The sequence below is a fragment of the Burkholderia sp. 22088 genome, assembly GCF_052045915.1.
In the GTDB taxonomy this organism is placed as follows: domain Bacteria; phylum Pseudomonadota; class Gammaproteobacteria; order Burkholderiales; family Burkholderiaceae; genus Burkholderia; species Burkholderia cepacia.
Genome location: NZ_JBQEPY010000003.1, coordinates 322,464 through 342,145, shown reverse-complemented (window position 1 = coordinate 342,145; position 19,682 = coordinate 322,464). Strand labels below are relative to the sequence as shown.

Sequence of the window (19,682 nt, the reverse complement as noted above, 5' to 3'; positions counted from 1 at the left end):
AGGGGGCGCGCATGGATCTGTTGACCCTGGCGGGTGTGGTGCTGGGCGGCGCGGCGATCGTGTTCGGCTTCGCGCTCGAGGGCGGGCATTTCCCGATGCTGTTCCAGTTCGAGGCGCTCGTCATCGTGCTCGGCGGCACGCTCGGCGCGGTGATGATCCAGAACACCTGGGCACGCTTCTTCGACGCGGTGAAACAGTTGCGGCTCGCGTTCGTGCGGGCGCGCGAGGTCGATCGCAAGAACCTGTCCGACCTGCTCGAATGGGGCGACCGCGCGAAGCTCGACGGGCTGCTCGCGTTCGAATCGATGGACGTGAGCGGCATCCATCCGTTCGCGCGCCGCGGGCTCGAACTGCTGGCGAACGGCGTGTCGACCGCCGTGCTCGAGGACGCGTTGCAGCGCGAACTCGATGCGTACGAACGCAGCCGCCTGGCGGCCGCGCGCGTGTGGCAGCAGGCGGGCGGATATGCGCCGACGTTCGGCATTCTCGGGTCGGTGCTCGGGCTCGTGCAGGTGACGAGCCACATGCTCGAACCGGCGCAGCTCGGGCCGGGCATCGCGGTCGCGTTCATCGCGACGCTGTACGGGCTGGCGTTCGCGAACCTCGTGTTCCTGCCGCTTTACGGCAAGCTGCGTGCGCAGATCGACAGCGAGCTGCGGTTTCGCAAGCTGTATCTCGACGGTTTCCTGGCGATATCGCGCAAGGAATCGCCGCATACGATCGAAACGCGCCTGACCGGCGACGTGCGCGGGCGCGCGGTGGAATCGCTTGCGTGACGAGCGTGTGTCGGACGACCAACCGGGATTTCCAATCGCATGACTGCTCGAACTGACGGTGCCTCCGCCGCCGATCGCGACGACCACGAAGTCGAAGGCGCGCAGTCCGGCCGCTGGCTGATTTCGTACGCGGATCTCATCACGACGCTGATGGTGCTGTTCCTCGCGTTGTACGTGCTCCAGCTCGCGAAATACAACGCGCTCGACGCGCGGTACCAGACGCTTGCGCGGCAGGCTGGTGGTGCCGCGAGCGCTGCCGATGCGGCTACGCCCGATCGTGCGCCGCCGTGGCTCGCGTTGCTCGATTCGTTGAAGTCGAACGGCCGGATTTCGCTGGTGAAGGCGCCGCATGGTGTCGAGATCGGCATCGACGCGAAGATCCTGTTCAACGTCGGCGACGCGCGCTTGCTGCCTGATTCGTCGCCGGTGCTGAACCAGATTGCGCAGGCGCTGAGCGAGCACGCGACCGGAGACATCCTCGTCGAAGGGCATACCGACAGCCTGCCGATCGCAAACGCGAAATACGAATCGAACTGGGAGCTGTCGTCGGCGCGTGCGGGGAGCGTCGTGCGCTACCTGACCGAGCGCGGCGTGGCGCCGCATCGCCTGGCGGCGATCGGGCGAGCCGATACGCAGCCGCTCGTGGCGGGCGACGATGCGGCTTCGCGGGCGCGAAACCGGCGTGTCACGATCTTCGTCGCATACTGATTTGCGCTGATCGCGAGTCGACAGGCGGCCGGCCATGCCCGCCTGATAACAACATAACGAATCCCGCATGATGAACATCTGAAATCCGCGATGCGGTTCCGCGCGTGCGTGCCGATAACCCAAACTGGCTCAGACCGAGCGGTTACCGAGGGTTCCCCATGCACTTCTGGCGCAAGCTTTCCATTCAGAACAAGCTGATTCTCAGCATGACGAGTTGCCTGCTCGTGTTCGTCGCGATCTCGAGCGGACTCAGCATCCGTCTGATCGGCAACGCGGTGCGCGATCGCGTCGTCCGCGAGGAGCTGCCGACGGCCGTGAACGGCATCCGCGCCGACGTGCAGCGGCAGATGGCCGGGCCGATCGCCGCGTCGCGGATTCTCGCGCGCGACGCGTTCCTGCTGCAATGGGAAGCCGACGGCGAACCCGACGCCGGCACGCGCAACTGGATCCAGCTCGCGAAGAACGTGAAGGACGAGCAGAAGGCCGCGTCGGTGCAGTGGGTGTCCGTGAAGAGCGGCAACTACTACAACGAATCCGGCCTGCAGCGGAAGGTGACCGACAAGGATCAGTGGCTGACCGGCTTCCTGTCGTCCGGCAAGGCGTTCGACGTGAACATGGATCGCGAGGTGACCGTCGGCGGCTACATGATGTTCATCAACAGCCGCGTCGAGCTCGACGGCGTGCCGGTCGGCGCGGCGAGCATGAGCTTGTCTGTCGATGCGCTTGCGAAGGGGATCTCGGCTTACCGGATTGGCGAGACCGGGTTTGCGTACCTCGTGCGCCCCGACGGCGCGATCATGATGCATCGCGATACGTCGCTGATCGACGGCAAGCATTTTCTGAAGGATGAGCCGGGGCTGCCGGGCGATGCGTCGTCGACGCTGCTTGCGGGCAAGCCGTATGCGTACCTGAGCTATGAGGGTGATGGCGGCGCGCGGTTTATCGCGACGTCGTTCATTCCGGAGCTGAATGCGTATGTGGTTGTTCAGGTGCCGGAGGCCGAATTGCTCGGGCCGGTGACGCGTGCGATTCGCAGCGCGGCATTGGTTGCGGCGGTGGTGGGGCTCGGGGTTGCGCTGCTCGTGATCTGGCTGGTGGGGCGTGCGATTGCTGCTCCGATTCGTCGGGCGGCTACGCTGCTGTCGGAGATCGCCAGCGGTCAGGGCGATTTGACGCGCCGCATGACCGTGGAGAACGAGGACGAGATCGGGCAGCTGTCGGATGCGTTCAACCGGTTCGTGTCGTCGTTATCGACGCTCGTTCATCGGATTCGTTCGGCTTCGGCTTCGATTGCGACCGGGTCGGCGCAGATTGCTTCGGGGAATGCGGATCTCAGCGAACGCACCGAAGGGCAGTCGAGCAACCTGGAGCGGACGGCTTCGTCGATGGAAGAGATCACGGCCGTGGTGCGCAACAACACCGAGACAGCGACTACCGCGGCGAAGATGATCAATGGCGCGGCGGATACGGCGGCGCGTGGCGGGCAGGTGGTGGGCGAGGTCGTGACGACGATGGAGCAGATCAGCGACGCGTCGCAGCGGATCTCCGAGATCATCGTGATGATCGACAGCATCTCGTTCCAGACGAACATTCTCGCGCTGAATGCGGCCGTCGAGGCGGCGCGGGCCGGGGAGCAGGGGCGCGGGTTTGCTGTTGTCGCTTCGGAAGTGCGGAATCTGGCGCAGCGCAGCGCGCAGGCGGCCAAGGAGATCAAGGCGTTGATCGAGCACAGCGCGGGCACGGTGAATGCCGGATCGCGGCTGGTCAGCGAGGCGGGGAAGGTGATGAGCGATGTCGTGTCGCAGGTGCAGGGCGTGAGCGCGATGATGAGCGAGATCGCCGAAGCCAGCCTGGAGCAGAGCGCCGGGATCGATCAGATCGGCGATGCGGTGCAGTCTTTGGATCAGATGACGCAGCAGAATGCGGCTTTGGTCGAGGAAAGCGCAGCGGCGGCGGAGAGTTTGAAGCAGCAGGCGGCGGAATTGACGAGGCTCGTGTCGGCTTTCAAGGTGGATGAATAAAGGCTGATTCGCGATTTAGAATGGAGCGTTTCTGAGGGACGGCTGCCGTGGGTTGAGCCGGGCAAAGTCTTGAACCTGGACTCGGAACTGATCAAGCAACTGGTGCCCGGAACGCTGGATCGGGCAACGATCAACGAGCAGCTCGCGGCGCTCAAGAAGGCGATCTTCGAGCGCGCTGGGCGGTGAACCGATCCACCACTTGGGTTACGAGAAGGGCGAAGCCAAGCCGCGAACGCCGCGCCTCACACCCACTGCCACCTTCAAGAACTGTCACGGTCGCACGGCCCGCGAGGCTGCACTGCGCTTGCCGAAATAGCCGCACGGCGCCACATCAACGCCCGCTGTCACGCCGCTTCACGATCGTTCCCCGCTGCAATACATACTCGACCCGTGCTCCCTCATCGGCCACAACCCCGATATCCTCGAGCGGATTCCCATCGAGCACGGCGAGGTCGGCGATCGCACCCACGGCCACCACCCCAAGCTGCCCCGGCATATTCACGATCTCCGCCGCCACCGTAGTCGCTGACCTGAGCGCTTCCAGATTCCCGAGCACCTCCGCCCGAATCCGGAACTCACCGGACTGAAACGCGTGCATCTCGCCCAGCAGATCCGACCCGAACCCCATCTTCACGCCGGCCTTCGCATAGATCTCAAGCGACTCGCGTCCTTTCTGCTGCACGGAAGCCACCTTCGCGACGGAGTCGGCGGGCATCCCGAACTCCGCGCCATGCTTGGCCAGCGCGTCATAAGTCACGAGAGTCGGCACCACGAACGCCCCATGCTCGTGCATTATCTTCGCGGCCGCCTCATCCACGAGATTCCCATGCTCGATCGTCCGCACACCGCATCGCACCGCCCGCGCAATCGCCCGCCCCGTATATGCATGCGCCATCACATACGTATTCGCGGCCTCGGCCTCGTCGACGATCGCCCGAATCTCATCCTCCGAATACTGCGTGTTCGCAATCGGATCAGTCGGCGAAGCCACGCCACCTGACGCCATGATCTTGATCTGCGTCGCGCCTTTCTGAATCTCCTCACGCACGGCGAGCCGTACCCCTTCGACCCCATCGACAACCCGCGCAATCGCCCCCGTCCTGAAACAGCAAGAGCAGGGCTCCAGCAAATCTCCCCGAGGACGAAAATCCCCATGTCCGCCGGTTTGCGACAACGCCTTCCCCGACGGAAAAATCCGCGGCCCCGGGATCAGTCCCGTCTCGACCGCCTGCATCAAACTCCAATCCGCGCCCCCCGCATCCCGCACGCTGGTAAACCCGCGCGACAACATCGCATCGAGAATCGGCAGCGACCGGATCGCCGCGAGAATATTCGGCTGCGTCGCATTCGCGCCAAGGTTTGCGTTCGAAGCCAGCACATGCACATGGCAATCGATGAACCCCGGCATCACGGTCTTGCCGCGCACGTCGATCACCTGCGCATTCGGAAAATCCACCGGCCGATCGGTGACTTCGACGATCCGCTCGCCTTCGATCACGACATGATGATGTTCGAGCAACACGCCTCGTTCGAGGTCGAGCACGTTGCCGCCTTGAAGCACGGTAATGGTCATGGGAGAAATGTCCTTATCGAGTCGTTGAGGCCGCACGCTTCGCATCCTTCACGAAGCGCGTGCCGACGAAACTGACGGCCGCCGCGAGCATCACGTAGAACGCGGGCGCCATGTTGCTGCCGGTGCAGGCGATCAGCCATGTGATCAGGAACGGCGCGAACCCGCCGAAGATCGTCACCGCGAAGTTGTACGCGACGGAAAGCCCGGTCGACAGCACCTTGGTCGGGAACAGCTCCGCGAACGCAGCAAGGATCGGCCCGGTATAAGTCGCAATCAGTACGCCGAACACGGCCTGGAACACGATCAGCGACGTGAACCCGGGCGCATGGTTGATCCACGCGAACATCGGCCACGCCAGCACGAGGATCGCGAGCGCTGAGCCGGACAGGAACACGCGCCGTCCCCACACGTCGGCGAGCCGACCGACGATCGGCGAGCAGCACATGATCATCAGTCCGCCGACCATGCCGGCCGCGAAGCCGGTCGATTGCGGCAGATGCAGCGTGCGCACGGAATACGTCGGCATGTAGAACAGCAGCACGTAGGTACAGACCGTCCACAGAATGACCATCGAAAAACTCGCGAAGGTTTCGCGCGGGTGGGTCGACAGCACCTCCTTCAGCGGCGAGCTTTCCTTCGCCTGCGATTCGACGGCGCTGAACGCGGGCGTCTCGTCGATATGACTGCGGATGAAGTAACCGACCGGCCCGACGATGATCCCGAGCAGGAACGGCAGCCGCCAGCCCCAGCTGTGCAGCGCCTGCGTATCAAGCGACGTGGTAACGAACGTGCCGGTCGCCGCGCCGAGCAGCACCGCGAAGCCGATGCTCGACTGGATCCAGCTGGAGTAATACGCGCGCTTCTCCGGCGGCGCGTATTCGGTGAGGAACGCGGTGGCACCGCCCATCTCGCCGCCGGCCGAGAAACCTTGCAGCAGCCGCGCGACGACGATCAGGATCGGCGCGGCGATGCCGGCCTGTTCGTAGGTCGGCGCGATCCCGATGAGCGCGGTGCCGGCCGCCATCAGCAGGATCGTGAGCGACAGCGCGGCCTTGCGTCCGACCTTGTCCGCATACACGCCGAGCACGATTCCGCCCACCGGCCGCATGAAGAAGCCGACGCCGAACGTCGCGACGGTCAGCAGCACGGACGTCAGTTCGTTGCCGGTCGGGAAGAACAGCTTCGCGATGATCACCGCGAAGAAGCTGTAGACGGTGAAGTCGAACCATTCGAGGCCGTTGCCGATCACGGTCGCGACGATGGCGCGGCGGCGTTGCTGCACGGCCGCATCAACGGCAGGCGCGGCGCGCGGGGAAAGCGTTCCTTGCATGGTCTCTTCCTTTGTCAGAAGCCGGGACGGCTGCCCCGCGTGAATCTCATGCTAAGGACAGCCGGATTTTTTTCTGAAACGAAAGATTCGCATGCGCGCATGCGCTGTACGCATGCATTGCGCTCAGGACGCGGTCTGCTTCTCCGCCTGTTCGAACAGCCAACGCGTGAACAGGCGGGCGGCGTGGTTCTGCGCGCGGTCGTTGGGCGAGATCACGTAATAGCCGCCGCCGTGGCTTGCGGACGCGTCCGTCACGCGCACGAGCAGCCCGGCTTCGATGCATGCGTCGATCATGTAGCGCCAGCCGAGCGACACGCCCTGGCTGAGTATCGTCATTTGCACGATCTGTGGATACGAATTGATTGTGATGTCCTGCGGCTGCGCCTTTTGCCGGTCGACGTCGTTCATGTCGAACCATTCGGACCACGACATCCATTGACGCTGCCCGTCTTCGAGGCGCAGCAGCGTTTCGTTCGCGAGGTCGGCCGCGTTCAGCGTGCGGCCGGCCAGATAACCCGGCGCGCAGACGGGAAACACTTCCTCGTCGAAGAGCTTGCGCGCGGTGTATTCGGCCGGTGCCTGCTGGCGCACGTAGTAGACGCCGACGTCGAATTCCGCCGGCGACATCGACGCAAGGCCGTCGCGCACGATCAGGCGCAGCTTGACGTTCGGATACGCGGCGCGAAAGTCTGGCAGCCGCGGCGTCAGCCAAAGCACTGCAACGCCGGACGAGCACGCGATCGTCAGCTCGAGATCGCCGTACGGTTTCATCACGTCGTGCGTGGCTTCCGCGCATTGGGTGAGCAGATGGTGGACCTGCGCCGCGTATTGCTCGCCGGCGATCGTCAGCCGCAGCGAGCGATGCTCGCGGACGAACAGCGAGCGGCCGAGGAATTCTTCCAGTTGTTGAATCTGACGGCTGATCGCGCTTTGGGTCAGGTGCAGTTCGGCGGCGGCTTTCGTGAAGCTCGCATGTCGCACGGCGGCTTCGAACGCGACCAGGCACTGTAGAGGCGGAAGAGGCGTGATGCGCATGGCAGGCGGGTAGTCGGAGGGGGCTGCCGACATGATACGGACTGAGCGAACGGAAATCACAAGGAGAGAAGGGCGTTGCCGATCAGCGTATTCGTCCGGAGATTGTGCGCAACGCGCGCCCGGCCGGGTAAGGCGCGCAGCCGGTTGGGGCCACATCGATTCGCCCGAAAGGCGGATCGCGAGGTAAAACAGTTACAAGTTAGCAGTTGACGCGCGCCAGCCCGGCGGTTAGTGTACGCATCGAAGTCCAAGAAGTCCGATTGCTGTTCATCAATTGCTCGCTTTCCACAGCGGTATTCGTTGTCCTCTCCCTCCTTGACGCTTCACGCGCTCTTCAACGGCGCAAATCTCTCTATTTTTTTCTCAAGGAATCTTCATGGATACCGGTATCGTCAAGTGGTTCAACGACAGCAAGGGTTTTGGCTTCATCACGCCGGATAACGGCGGTGACGACCTGTTCGCCCACTTCTCCGAAATTCGTGCCGACGGCTTCAAGACGCTGGCTGAAAACCAGAAAGTGAGCTTCGAAACGAAGCAGGGCCCGAAGGGTCTGCAAGCGGCCAACATCACGCCGCTGTAAAGTTTGAAGGGCCCGGCCTCCCACGACGGACGCCGGGTCGCAGCGACACCCCCACGGAGCTTCGTCTCCTGAAGTTGGCGCGATTGCTCTTAGCTGCATCTGTTCATTCAGCAGCTCGCCAAGCGCCACACGCCTCGTTGCACTTCATTCCCCCCTCCGGCAGCAACGCCTCACTTTCGTTTTCCGAAAGCTTCAGATTCAGCTTGCAATAGCTTTGAATCGGCGCGTCCGTGCATATTGCGCACGGCATGCGCGCACTCGAACATGATTAAAATTAAAAATGCAAAACAAACGAATTCAACAATACAACGGCTATGCTGTCCAACCCTCGGCGCATCGTTTGCCCGACGGTAGTTTTTCATCCAACCTGGTGCTCGAACGTACCGACAGCACACCCGCGGAAGGCCGCTACCAGTTCTATTCGCTCGATTACTTCGCGAGCGAAGCGCAGGCACTGCGGCACTCGGCCCGCTGGGCACGTCGCTGGATCGACACACGCGGTTAAAGGTAACGCCGCGGTACCCGACACCCAACGCAGGTGAGTCACCCGGGCGCGCACGACAAGGCGCGTCCAACCCTCGCGCGCGATCGATTCGTTACGCTTCGATTCGATCGGCGCACCACGCTTTCCCGGTTCCGAAGCTGGCCTGTCGCCGAGCATGGTCGGCAGGCACTTGAACGCGCTCGTACAACGCGAGGCCACGCGTACAGGTGCTCGTCGCCTCGCATCATTCGTGCGAAGATTGACCGCACATCACACTCGCCCGAGAACGACGTGACCTCATTCAACCCTGAGAGCAAACCGGACACGGCCCACCCGCCCTGGATGCCCGTCGCGATAGCGGAACTCGGCATCCGCCGCCATCCGCCCGGCAGCATCAATCCGCGCATCGTCGAATACAACAACCAGACGAACCTGGTCGGCTACGACGACAAGATTTCCTGGTGCTCGTCGTTCGTCAACTGGTGCATGACGCACGCCGGCATTCGCGGGACGGGCTCCGCGCTCGCGCGTTCGTGGCTCGAATGGGGCCGGCCGCTGGAGCGCCCTGTGTACGGCTGCATCGCGATCCTGACGCGCGACGATCCCGCGAGCTGGAAAGGGCATGTCGGTTTCTACCTGCGTCACGACGACGAGCACGTACATCTGTTTGGCGGCAATCAACTGGAAGAGGTGCGCGAACTCGCGTACCCGTTGAACGAAGTGATCGGTTACCGCTGGCCCGACGCCGTCTGACCAACCGCCGCAGCGCAGACAAAACTTCGAACATCGCCTTTCAAGCGGCGGCTAATTTGTCGCACACGCCGTATCGATCCACGCGGAGCCTGCCGACGCGCCCGCCCCTGTAATACGCGGTTGCAAGGCCCGCGGCGGCGGCACGAGGGAAAGTATGCGGCTGCCGGCGCGCTGCGTTTCAGATCGTCCCGCATGCAACCAAAATCGGCGTGCTAGAGTAAGCCGGCATTCCTCCTCACCCGAATCCTCCCGAACCGCCATGAGCTATCTTCCCCAACTCGCCGCAGTCGGCGGCGTGATGTTGCTGGCGTGCGTCAGCCCCGGCCCCGACCTGATCGCTGTTTCGTCCCATGCGCTCGGCAATCGCCGTGCGGGTTTGCTGGCCGCGTCGGGCATTGCGTCGTCGCATGCCGTATGGGCGGCGATGGCGATTTTCGGGCTCGGGCTGATCGTCGCGAAGCTCGCGTGGCTGTACGAGGCGATCCGCATCGCCGGTGCGGCTTACCTGATTTACCTGGGCATCAGGACGCTGTCGGGCCTGCGCCAGTCGGCACGGCAGGCTGAAGCGGCAAGCCAGCCGATCGTTCGCGGCGGCGTGCATGCATACCGGAAAGGGCTGCTGGTCGGCCTGACCAACCCGAAGGCCGCGGCGTTCTTCGGCAGCCTGTTCGTCACGCTGCTGCCCGCGCATGCGCCGGCATGGGTGCATGGCGCGACGCTGGCCGTGGTCGTCGCCGTATCGCTGACATGGTTCTGCACGGTGGCCGTGCTGTTCTCGACGAACCGCGTGCAGACGGGTTACGCGAGACTGCGCAAGCCGATCGATGCGGTGATGGGGACGATCCTGTTGGGGCTCGGCGCGAAGCTGGCGCTGGATCGATAACGCTGCGATGAACGTGCTCGGCCCGATCCTCATCGTGCTCCTGCTGGCGGCGGGAGTGTTCGCTGCGATCCGGTTCTGGCACAAGCTCATCACGCGTATCGTCACCGTCATCGCGGGGCTGGGCATTGCGTGGCTGGCGGTTTACCTGATCGCGTTGTCGTCGGTCAGATGTCTTGGGTCGTGCGGTTGACGAGCGGGACGCCGGCAAGTGTTGAAGCCGGCGTCGTATCATGATCACGTTCAGTTCTTCGCCACCGCCTCCACCGTCGGCCCACCCGCCGTGTCGTTCCTGCTCCACCCGCCCCCAAGCGACCGATAAAGCGCGACCGCCGCCAGCGCATGCTCGCGCCTGACCTGGTTGAGCGAATCCGAATCCCGCAGATACACCTCCTGCGCCGACAGCACATCCAGAAAATCCGTCGCGCCACCCTTGTAGAGCTGATTCGCCAGCCCGAGCGCCTTGTCCGACGCAGCGAGCGCACTATCGAGCCGCCGCGTCGCCTCATCGGCGCTGACGAGATTCGCACGTGCATCCTCGACTTCCCGCAACGCCTGCAGCATCGTCTGCCGCAACCCGAGTTCCGACTCGCGCATCCGGCTTTCGCTCTGCGAGATATCGGCCGTAATCCGCCCCGCATTGAAGATCGGGCTCGTCGCGCTCAACGCCGCGCTGAACAGGTTGTCGGTCAACGTCGGCAACCCGAGATAGGAAGCCGCGAGAATCCCGTCCGTCAGGTTCAATGAGAACTTCGGATACCGCTCGGCCTTCGCCACGCCGACTTGCGCCGCCCGCCGCTCGACCTGCGCATACGCAGTCAGCACATCGGGCCGCCGCAGCAACGCCTGCGAAGGCAACGTACCGGGTGCGCCAGCGGGCGGTGCGGGAATGTCGCCGGCCTGCGCGAGCACGAGCCGATCGACCGATTCAGGCGTGCGCCCCGAATACACGGCAATCAGGTTGAGCTGATGCGAGATCTGCGCCTGCGTCGGCGGAATCCGCGCTTCGAGCGCGTCGAGCTGGTTCTGCGCACGCGTGACGTCGAGTTCCGTCGACAGCCCGAACGCCTGTCGCTTGCGCGTGAGTTCGAGCGCATGCTGGCGGATCTTCGCGTTGTCCTGAAGGATCTTCAGTTCCTGCTGTGCCCAGCGCAGATCGACATACGCGGACGCCGCATCCGCTGCGAGCGCGAGCCGCATCGCATCTTCCGCATGCTTCTGGCCGACGAGTTCCGCTTGCGCGGCGAGCAGGTCGAGCCGTTCACCGCCGAACACGTCGGGCGACCAGCTCAGCGCGAGCCCCGCGCCGGCCTGCCGCACATAGCCGAGCGGCGGTGGCGTGTTCTGGCGTGCGTCGGCCGCATGCGCGGTCGCGTCGAGTTCGGGCAGCAGCACCGCGCGCTTCTGCACGGTCAGCGCCTGCGCCTGCTTCACGCGTTCGGCGGCGGCCTGCAGATCGAGGTTGCCGTCGAGCACAACCGCGATCAGCCGGTCGAGCACGGGATCGTGGAATTGCGCCCACCAGGCGGCGGCGTCGATGTCCGCGCGCGCCACGTCGGTATCCCATGCGGCGGGTGCGAGCGTCTGGACGGATTCGGACAGCGCCGGATGCTGCGCGGGCTGCACCGCGCACCCGGCGGCGAATGCGCTGACAGCCAGCGCGACGAGTAGCTTTTTCATGATGATGACCCTGGCCTCAGTGCGCGTCCGGCGGCGGCGCGTTCAACGTAATGGGTTTGGAAAACACGACGGCAAACAGCGCGACGACGAAACACAGCGACAGCACGTAATACGCATCCGCATAAGTGAGCGTCAGCGCCTCGCGATAGATCAGCCGATGCAGGTTCGCGAGCCCGGCCTGCGCGGTATTCAGCGTATTGCCTGCGACGGAGCCCCAGTACGCGGCCTGTCGATCGAGCAGCGACGCGATTTGCGGCTCGCCGGCGCTCACATGCTCGTTCAGCCGCAGGTAGTGAAAATTCAGCCGGTCGTTGAGCATCGTCGCGCTCACCGCGATGCCGATCGCCCCGCCGAGATTGCGCATCAGGTTGAACAGGCCGCTCGCCGATTTCAGCCGCGACTGCGGCAGCGAGCCGAGCGCCATCGTGACGATCGGGGGCACGCTGAACTGCTGGCCGACGCCGCGCAGTGCCTGCGGCAGCAGCAATTCGCGCCAGCCCCAGTCGTGCGTGATCGGCGTGTACAGGTAGCAGCCGAGGCCGAAACAGATCAGCCCGAACACGAGCAGCGCACGCAGGCTGAAGAAGCGCGCGGCGAACGCATATGCGCAGAGCGCGACCAACTGGAACGCACCGACCGACAGCAGCGCGATGCCGATCTGCAGCGAGCTGAATGCGCGCACCTGCGCGAGAAACAGCGGCGTCAGGAACACGGTCACGAAGATCCCGATGCCGGTCACGAACGACAGCAGGCTGCCGATCCCGAAGTTGCGCACGGCGAGCGCGCGCAGGTCGACGATCGGATCTTTCGCGGTCAGCGCATGCACGAGGAACAGGAAGCCGCAGATGCCGGAGATCCACGCGCAGATCACGATCGCATCGTCGCCGAACCAGTTCTTGCGCGGGCCTTCCTCCAGCACGTATTCGAGGCAGCCGAGGAAACCCGACATCAGCACGATGCCGAGGTAGTCGCCGCGCTTGATGAGGCTAAGATCGGGTTCGTCGATATGCACGTAGCGCGGCACGAGTGCGGCGACCGCGATGCCCGGTACGAGGTTCAGGTAGAACAGCCAGTGCCACGACCATTGATCGGTGATCCAGCCGCCGATCACGGGGCCGATGGCCGGGGCGAGCGACGCGAGCGCGCCGATGGTCGTCGACGCGATCAGCCGCTGCCGGCCCGGGAACAGCACGAACGCGGTGGTGAACACGGTCGGGATCATCGCGGCGCCGAGCGCGCCCTGCAGCCCGCGAAACAGGATCATCGAGTTGATGTCCCACGCGAGCCCGCACAGCATGCTCGTGATCGTGAAGCCGACGGCCGACGCGACGAACAGCCAGCGCGTCGACATCACCTTCGACAGCCAGCCCGACATCGGGATCACGATGATCTCGGCGATCAGGTAGGCCGTCTGCACCCACGACAGTTCGTCCTGGCTGGCGGACAGGCCGCCGCCGATGTCGCGCAGCGACGACGCGACGATCTGGATGTCGAGCGTCGCCATGAAGAAGCCGACGCACATCAGCGCGAAGGCGAAGACGCGCTGCTTCGTCGGTTGCGACGCCGGGTCGCCGGAAAACGCGGTGGTCATCGTCGTCTCCCGTTCAGTTCGCGCGGCCGGTATGCACGGTCACGACCGCGGACAGGCCGGGGCGCAGCACGTGCTCGAGGCCCGGCTGCGGATCGAGATGCACGCGCACGGGCACGCGCTGGACGATCTTCGTGAAGTTGCCGGTCGCGTTCTCGGGCGGAAGCACGCTGAAGGTCGCGCCGGTCGCGGGCGCGAGGCTGTCGACGCGGCCGTGCAGGCGCGTGCTCGACGCATCGAGCGACACGTCGACGCGATCGCCCGCGTGCATCTTGCGAAGCTGGTCTTCCTTGAAGTTCGCGTCGATCCACAGTCCGGAAGCCGGCACGATCGTCAGCAGCGGCACGCCGACGTTCGCGAGCATCCCGACGCGGCCCGTGCGATTGCCGACGTAACCGTCGACCGGCGAGCGGATCGTCGTGTATTCGACGTTGAGCGCGGCGACGCGCTGCGCGGCGAGGGCGGTGTTCACGCGCGCCCGCGCGTCGGCGAGCTGCGCGCCGAGCACGTCGAGCTGCCGCTTCGACGCGAGCAGCGCGGCGTCGCTGCGTTCGACGGCGGCGCCGGCCTTCGAGTAATCGGCGTCCGCGCGTTCGACGATCTGGTTCGACACCGCGTCGGATTTCACGAGCTCGCGGTAGCGCACACGATCCGATGCGGCGCGCGTCAGCTCGGCCGACGAAGCGTTCTTGTCCGCTGCGTGCTGTCCGATCACCGCATATTGCAGTTGCTGCTTCGCCTCGAGTTCGGTCACGGCGGAGCGCGCGCTGTCGACTTCGGCGCTGGCCTGTGCGAGCTTCGCGTCGTAGTCGCGTGCATCGAGCTGCACGAGCACGTCGCCGGCCTTCACGCGCTGGTTGTCGGTCACGAGGATCTTGTCGACGAAGCCGTTGACCTTCGGCGCGAGCACCGTCACGTCGCCGCCGACATAGGCATCGTCGGTGCTTTCCTGGAAGCGCAGCACGAACAGCCAGTCGAGCGCGGCGGCGGCCACGACGACGATGACGGCACCCACCGCGATGCGCATCCACGGCACGCGGCGCTGTTGCTTCGCGGGTTGGTCGGTTGTGGCTGCTTCGCGTGACGCGGCAGCGGCTTGGGTCGTTTCCATCGATTCACCTATGTATATGCACGTATCAAAACGAAAGACGGCGTGCCGTCCGTCGGGGAAGTCGTCAATCAGCGTTCCGGCAGGTTGTGCGTGATCCGGAACAATTCGTCTCTGAGGCGGGCCGCCTGCGCCGACCCGAAACACCGCTCGAATGCTTCCTGCGCGGCGAGCCAGTGCACGTGCGCATCGGCGACCTTGGTTTCGCCGTGCTCGGTGAGTGCGAACGTCTGGCCGCGGCACGGCGGCTCGATCCGGCCCGTCACCAGCGCCGCGCCGACGAGCGGCTTGAGCGCGCGCAGCAGCGCGGTGCGTTCGATCACCAGCACGCTCGACAAGGTCGCCATCGTCAGGCCGGGCCGGTCGCGCAGCAGCGCGAGAATGCTGTATTGCGATGGCGTGACGCCCGCGCGCGACAGGTAACGCTCGTAGAACTGCGAGATCCGGCGGGCGGCTTGCCGGACCGCGAAGCAATCGTCATCGGTGAGCGTTGTCTTGTGCATGTGCACATGTTAGGTGGCAATACGGCGTGAAGCGAGCGGAGGCGCGGGATCAGATTGTTGTCACGGCTGTACCAATCGGCTGCAACGTGGCGCGTTCGCGCGCCCGGTCAGGCCGCGGCCGGAACGATCCAGCCTTCGCGGTCGCAGTAGGCGGCCGTGTAGTCGATGAACGCCTTGACCTTCGCGGGCAGCAGCGCGCGGTTCGCGTACGCGAGCTTGATCTCGACGAAGGCATCGACGAGATCGGCGTCCGGCAGCAGCTGCACGAGCGCGCCCGACGCGAGTTCGTCCCCGACGAGCGTTTTCGGCACGACGCCGATGCCGAAGTCGTGCATCACCATTTCGCGGTTGAAGACGGGGCTGTTCGACGAGATGTCGAAGCGGAACGGCACGGTCAGCGTGTCGCCGTCGATGCGGAACGACAAGGCGGGCCGCCGCAGCGACGGCGACATCGGCACGAACGGATGGTCGGCCAGATCGGCCGGTGTTTGGGGATGCGAATGCGCGCGCAGGTATGCGGGTGTCGCGACGATCACGACCGGAATGCGTTCGACCAGCCGCACGACGGTCGTTTCGCTCGTCAGCATGTACGGCACGACGATGCCGATGTCGTAGCCTTCGCCGACGAGATCGACCGGGCGCTCGGTCAGCGTCACGTCGAGGCGCACCTTCGGGTGCGCGGCCTTGAAGCCGGCGATCAGCGGCACCAGCCGGTTCAGCGCGGCCGTCGTGTGCGCGACGAGCCGCAACAGGCCTTCGGGCTCGCGCGTCGGCGACTGCGCTTCCGCTTCGAGCGAGTCGAGCTCGTCCAGCACGGCCGCGCAGCGCTCGTAGATGCGCTCGGCGGTTTCGGTCAGCGACACCTGGCGCGTGGTCCGGTGCAGCAGCCGGCTGCCGAAGCGCGCTTCGAGATCCGCGACCGCGCGCGACACGACAGGCCGGGCGAGGCCGAGCATGTCGGCTGCGCGCGTGAAGCTGCGCAGCTCCACCACCGACCGGAAGATCCGCAGCTTGTCGATGTAGTCCATGTCCGTCTCCTTGACGCGAGGGCCGGCCGCCGGCCTGGTTACGGCGGAGTGTACATTGACTTTATGCATATGCACATATAAATTGCGAGGCATGAACGACACCTCGATTGCCCAGGCGTGCAACTGTCTCGCGCTGCGTCAGGCGGCGCGCTTCGTCACGCAACTGTACGAACGCCATCTGGCCCCGGTTGGCGTCACGCCCGCCCAGTTCTCGATCATGTCGAACCTGACGCGCAGGCCCGGCCTGCTGATGAGCGAACTCGCCGATAGCCTCGTGATGGACCGCACGACGCTGCTGCGCGCGCTGAAGCCGCTGCAGCGCGACGGCTTCGTCGCGACGGCCGCGTCCGAGCACGATGCGCGTGCGCACGCGTTGAGCCTCACGAAGCCGGGCGAGCGCACGTTCGCGCGGGCGCTGGTTGCGTGGCAGGCTGCGCAGGACGAATTCGAGACGCAGTTCGGACGCGACCGCGCGAAGGCGCTGCGCGACGAGCTGTTCAGCGTGACCGCGGAACGCTAGACGAACCGGCGGCAAACTGGAGCGGAATTCGAGCCATTGCCCACTTCGGTGACGCTATATGGCTGAAATTGGTTTTTAAACTGTCCGGATCGGCGCGGATCTGGACAGTTTTTATTTCCAGTTGTAGAGTCCCCTGACGGATTTCACGGGCCGGCGCCGCCGGCACGCGTCAGAGGAGCAACCGATGCTGCAGTTGAGTGACCGCGACAGCGCCATGCTGCGCGGGGATTACGGCGATGGCGTCGCGCGCGCGATGCGGATCGTCGCACGCACGGCGCAGGTGATGTCCGCGCCGCACCTGATCGACATCACGTCCGCGCATATCGACGGCTGCCTGTACCACGGCCAGACGAGCCTCGACTTCGTCGAATATTTCGTCGACACCGGCGCGAAGGTCGCGGTGCCGACCACGCTGAACGTCGGGTCGCTCGACCTGATCCATCCCGAGCTGTACCACGGCGACCGCACGATCCAGCGCGACGCGCAGCGCCTGATGGACGCGCATCTGCAACTCGGCTGCGAATCGAGCTTCACGTGCGCGCCGTATCAACTGAAGAACCGTCCCGCGAAAGGCGAGCAGATCGCGTGGGCCGAATCGAACGCGATCGTGTTCGCGAACTCGGTGCTCGGCGCGCGCACGAGCCGGTATGGCGATTTTCTCGACCTGGCTGCCGCGATCACCGGGCGCGCGCCGTATGCGGGGCTGCACGTCGAAGCGAACCGCGCCGCGCGGATCGTGTTCAACGCGCCGGACTTCAGCCGCCTGCCGTCGCGCGACATTTATTTCGCCGCGCTCGGTCTGCTGATCGGCAGGATCGCGGGCGCGGTCGTGCCGGCGATCGTCGGGCTGCCGGCGGATACCACCGAAGACGAACTCAAGGCGCTGGGCGCGGCGGCCGCATCGAGCGGCGCCGTCGCGCTGTTCCATGCGGTGGGCATCACACCCGAGGCGCCGACGCTCGACGCCGCGTTGCACGGGCAGGCGGCGCAACGCACGGTCGACGTCGCGATGGCCGACCTCGACGAGATTCGCCGCATGCTGAACCACGGCGCGGCCGGCGACGCACTCGTCGCGGTGGCGCTCGGCACGCCGCATTTCTCGCTGGCCGAATTCCGCACGCTCGGCACCTTGCTCGACGCGTTCGACGGCAAGCCGGCCTGCGATTTCTACGTGAACACGAGCCGCTTCATCTTGTGGGAGCTGGAGGAAGCCGGCCTCGCGGAAAAATTCGCCGCGCGCGGCATTCAGATCGTCGTCGACACCTGCACGTACATCACACCGGTGATGAAGCAACTGTCAGGGCTGGTGATGACCAATTCGGGGAAATGGGCGTCGTATGCGCCCGCGAACATCGGCGTGACGGTCGCGTACGGCAGCATGCGCGAATGCGTGCGGTCGGCGTTCGAAGGAAAGGTGCGATTCGATGACTGAAACGACGGGCAAAGGCTTGACGGGCGACACGCTCGTGCCGGGCAGCGCATGCGCGCGCGCGTTCGTGCTCGACAAGCCGCTCAGTTTCTGGGGCGGCTACGATTCGGGCGCGGGAAAGATCGTCGATCGCGGGCATCCGCAGGCCGGTGCGAGCCTCGCCGGCAAGGTGATGGTGATGCCGCACGCGAAGGGCTCGAGTTCGAGCAGCAGCGTGCTCGCGGAAGCCGTGCGCAACGGCACGGGGCCGGTCGGGATCGTGCTGAAGGAGCGCGACCTGATCATCTCGATCGGCGCGATCGTGGCGGCCGAGCTGTATGCGATCGCGGTGCCGGTGGTGTGCGTGAGCGACGACGTGTACGACGCGATCGTCGCCGCGACGGGCGAGGTGCGGATCGAGGCGGGCGAGGGTGACGGTGGGGCGCGGATCGTCGTCGGCTGCTGACGCGTCGCGCGCGTATCGCGTCAGAGAAAACGGATGTTCGGCGTATCGTCGTTCGCGAGCGACAGCGCCTGCCTTGCGGCGTTCATCTCGCGCTTGCCGCCGGGCTGCCTGAGCCGCCGGATCTCGGGCCACACGATCACGCCGAACACGGTGCGCAGGATCGTGCTCAGCAGGAAGAACCCGATCGCGCCCCCGGCGAACCACGCGAACGTGTCGAGCATTCCGTCGAGGCTGCGCGACACCGCGGACATGATGCCGAGAATGAAGACGGAGGCGACCAGCAGGAATAGCGTCGCGAACACATCGATGCGGGCCGCGGCGACTTTCGCGGGTCGAACCAGATACACCGAGGCGTCGGTCGCGTTGTGGATGCCGTAGATGGCCGGGCGATCCGGGCCTTCGGCGTACGCCACCTCCAGCCGATCGCCCGCGACGAGGAACAGGCTGCGCGTGGCGCTGGTCACGAGCGTGAGCGGCGCGTCGAACGTGTCGAGCTGCAGCGCGATTTCCTCGATGCCTTGCGTCGTCCAGCCGAGATTGTTGCTCCAGACCTGCGTAGTGATCGTCTTCTGGCTGACGGACGTCACGCGGCCGGATGCGATTTGCATGGTGCGACCGGTCATCCGTTGCTCCGTTCCATCGTGAACCCGGCGGGTTCGTACCGCCACTTTTCCTGCGCCTCGCGACGCTGAGGCCGGAACACCAGATCGGACAGCCCCGCGATCGCGAGCAGGATGCCCAGCAGGCTGATGATGCTCGCGAGCAAGGCCAGGGCGCCGACGAACGCCCAGCCCGATCTGAACACGGCGGCACCGATCAGCAGGCTCAGCACGAAGACGATCGACGCCCATGTGAGCAGCGTCAGGTTGCGGCTCTTTTGTCCGAGCGCATCGTAAGGCGCGATCGCCAGGTTGCTGCTTCTGAGCCACGCGATCCGGTGACGGCCGCGATCGTCGAAGATGCACGCGCGCACGGCCATCCCGGGCTTCAATCGATCGATCTGCTTGAACGCCTCTGCGTCGAAATCGTCGGCGGCGATGAAGTAGCAGGCGTTCTGCATCGTCAGGCGATAAAGCGGCGCCTTCCTGATGTCGGCCTTGATCCGGACGAGGTTCGTATCGATACGGTCGATCGTCGACTCGATCAGCGTGGTGTGATTGGGCATGGGGCGGGAGAGTGCGCCGGTCGGCGCCGCTTGGGCGTGGGATTGATCATACCGATGAAATCGCGGGCCGGCACCT

At 65.1% G+C, this 19,682-nt stretch carries 21 protein-coding genes and 1 pseudogene; 12 read left to right on the top strand and 10 right to left on the bottom strand.

The features are described from left to right. The first annotated feature begins 11 nt into the window (after positions 1-11). From ACTJLD_RS07390 to ACTJLD_RS07375, 4 genes and pseudogenes are all read left to right on the top strand, one after another. Positions 12-776, top strand: coding sequence for a flagellar motor protein (locus ACTJLD_RS07390; RefSeq protein WP_027790960.1), 765 nt, complete (start codon positions 12-14; stop codon positions 774-776). 39 nt (positions 777-815) lie between these two features. Then, entirely contained in the window at positions 816-1,484 is a 669-nt protein-coding gene (locus tag ACTJLD_RS07385; protein ID WP_059693872.1) for an OmpA/MotB family protein, read from the top strand. 158 nt (positions 1,485-1,642) lie between these two features. Further along, a complete protein-coding gene (locus ACTJLD_RS07380) occupies positions 1,643-3,505 on the top strand; it encodes a methyl-accepting chemotaxis protein (protein ID WP_440658427.1) in 1,863 nt (620 codons plus the stop codon). A gap of 42 nt (positions 3,506-3,547) precedes the next feature. Then, positions 3,548-3,734 (top strand): annotated as a pseudogene (locus ACTJLD_RS07375) (IS256 family transposase); the annotation flags it as partial. A 102-nt stretch (positions 3,735-3,836) separates the two neighbouring features. On the opposite strand, the gene ACTJLD_RS07370 reads toward ACTJLD_RS07375, so the two are convergent. The 3 genes from ACTJLD_RS07370 to ACTJLD_RS07360 all read right to left on the bottom strand — a co-directional run bounded on the left by ACTJLD_RS07370 (position 3,837) and on the right by ACTJLD_RS07360 (position 7,443). Then, positions 3,837-5,078, bottom strand: coding sequence for a metal-dependent hydrolase family protein (locus tag ACTJLD_RS07370; protein ID WP_124674224.1), 1,242 nt, complete (start codon positions 5,076-5,078; stop codon positions 3,837-3,839). A 13-nt stretch (positions 5,079-5,091) separates the two neighbouring features. Further along, positions 5,092-6,408, bottom strand: a complete 1,317-nt coding sequence (locus ACTJLD_RS07365; RefSeq protein ID WP_440658426.1) for an MFS transporter — start codon at positions 6,406-6,408, stop codon at positions 5,092-5,094. A gap of 123 nt (positions 6,409-6,531) precedes the next feature. Next, the gene (locus ACTJLD_RS07360; protein ID WP_027790964.1) at positions 6,532-7,443 is read right to left on the bottom strand and encodes a LysR substrate-binding domain-containing protein; all 912 of its coding nucleotides are present in this window, start codon (positions 7,441-7,443) and stop codon (positions 6,532-6,534) included. A gap of 376 nt (positions 7,444-7,819) precedes the next feature. Between ACTJLD_RS07360 and ACTJLD_RS07355 the strand changes: the two genes are divergently transcribed. The 5 genes from ACTJLD_RS07355 to ACTJLD_RS07335 all read left to right on the top strand — a co-directional run bounded on the left by ACTJLD_RS07355 (position 7,820) and on the right by ACTJLD_RS07335 (position 10,333). Further along, complete coding sequence (locus ACTJLD_RS07355) at positions 7,820-8,023, top strand: cold-shock protein (RefSeq protein WP_027790965.1); 204 nt, start codon at positions 7,820-7,822, stop codon at positions 8,021-8,023. 280 nt (positions 8,024-8,303) lie between these two features. Then, on the top strand, positions 8,304-8,528 hold the full coding sequence (locus tag ACTJLD_RS07350; RefSeq protein ID WP_021157316.1) for a hypothetical protein: 225 nt from the start codon (positions 8,304-8,306) through the stop codon (positions 8,526-8,528). A 321-nt stretch (positions 8,529-8,849) separates the two neighbouring features. Further along, positions 8,850-9,260 (top strand): TIGR02594 family protein, encoded by a 411-nt coding sequence (locus ACTJLD_RS07345; RefSeq protein WP_334009090.1) that lies wholly within the window; start codon positions 8,850-8,852, stop codon positions 9,258-9,260. A 259-nt stretch (positions 9,261-9,519) separates the two neighbouring features. Beyond that, entirely contained in the window at positions 9,520-10,143 is a 624-nt protein-coding gene (locus tag ACTJLD_RS07340; protein ID WP_027790967.1) for a LysE family transporter, read from the top strand. A gap of 7 nt (positions 10,144-10,150) precedes the next feature. Next, a complete protein-coding gene (locus tag ACTJLD_RS07335) occupies positions 10,151-10,333 on the top strand; it encodes a hypothetical protein (protein ID WP_060194967.1) in 183 nt (60 codons plus the stop codon). A gap of 50 nt (positions 10,334-10,383) precedes the next feature. On the opposite strand, the gene ACTJLD_RS07330 is transcribed toward ACTJLD_RS07335, so the two are convergent. The 5 genes from ACTJLD_RS07330 to ACTJLD_RS07310 form a co-directional block, all read right to left on the bottom strand. Beyond that, positions 10,384-11,820, bottom strand: coding sequence for an efflux transporter outer membrane subunit (locus ACTJLD_RS07330; protein WP_440658423.1), 1,437 nt, complete (start codon positions 11,818-11,820; stop codon positions 10,384-10,386). A 16-nt stretch (positions 11,821-11,836) separates the two neighbouring features. After that, the gene (locus ACTJLD_RS07325; RefSeq protein WP_440658422.1) at positions 11,837-13,411 is read right to left on the bottom strand and encodes a DHA2 family efflux MFS transporter permease subunit; all 1,575 of its coding nucleotides are present in this window, start codon (positions 13,409-13,411) and stop codon (positions 11,837-11,839) included. A 13-nt stretch (positions 13,412-13,424) separates the two neighbouring features. Beyond that, on the bottom strand, positions 13,425-14,519 hold the full coding sequence (locus ACTJLD_RS07320; RefSeq protein ID WP_059693878.1) for an HlyD family secretion protein: 1,095 nt from the start codon (positions 14,517-14,519) through the stop codon (positions 13,425-13,427). A gap of 68 nt (positions 14,520-14,587) precedes the next feature. Beyond that, complete coding sequence (locus ACTJLD_RS07315; RefSeq protein ID WP_134256639.1) at positions 14,588-15,019, bottom strand: MarR family winged helix-turn-helix transcriptional regulator; 432 nt, start codon at positions 15,017-15,019, stop codon at positions 14,588-14,590. A 107-nt stretch (positions 15,020-15,126) separates the two neighbouring features. Then, positions 15,127-16,047: a LysR family transcriptional regulator gene (locus ACTJLD_RS07310; RefSeq protein WP_060173088.1), complete on the bottom strand. Its 921-nt coding sequence runs from the start codon at positions 16,045-16,047 to the stop codon at positions 15,127-15,129. 91 nt (positions 16,048-16,138) lie between these two features. Between ACTJLD_RS07310 and ACTJLD_RS07305 the strand changes: the two genes are divergently transcribed. The 3 genes from ACTJLD_RS07305 to ACTJLD_RS07295 all read left to right on the top strand — a co-directional run bounded on the left by ACTJLD_RS07305 (position 16,139) and on the right by ACTJLD_RS07295 (position 18,441). Next, positions 16,139-16,567, top strand: a complete 429-nt coding sequence (locus ACTJLD_RS07305; protein WP_027790974.1) for a MarR family winged helix-turn-helix transcriptional regulator — start codon at positions 16,139-16,141, stop codon at positions 16,565-16,567. Between the two features lie 184 nt (positions 16,568-16,751). Continuing rightward, a complete protein-coding gene (locus ACTJLD_RS07300) occupies positions 16,752-17,999 on the top strand; it encodes an aconitase X (RefSeq protein ID WP_440658421.1) in 1,248 nt (415 codons plus the stop codon). Next, the gene (locus ACTJLD_RS07295) at positions 17,992-18,441 is read left to right on the top strand and encodes an aconitase X swivel domain-containing protein (RefSeq protein WP_440658420.1); all 450 of its coding nucleotides are present in this window, start codon (positions 17,992-17,994) and stop codon (positions 18,439-18,441) included. The genes ACTJLD_RS07300 and ACTJLD_RS07295 overlap by 8 nt, the downstream gene beginning before the upstream one ends. A 20-nt stretch (positions 18,442-18,461) precedes the next feature. Here ACTJLD_RS07295 and ACTJLD_RS07290 read toward each other — a convergent pair whose 3' ends face one another. Continuing rightward, on the bottom strand, positions 18,462-19,064 hold the full coding sequence (locus ACTJLD_RS07290) for a hypothetical protein (RefSeq protein WP_081078937.1): 603 nt from the start codon (positions 19,062-19,064) through the stop codon (positions 18,462-18,464). Further along, complete coding sequence (locus ACTJLD_RS07285) at positions 19,061-19,606, bottom strand: hypothetical protein (RefSeq protein ID WP_440658419.1); 546 nt, start codon at positions 19,604-19,606, stop codon at positions 19,061-19,063. The genes ACTJLD_RS07290 and ACTJLD_RS07285 overlap by 4 nt, the downstream gene beginning before the upstream one ends. Positions 19,607-19,682: the final 76 nt, after the last annotated feature.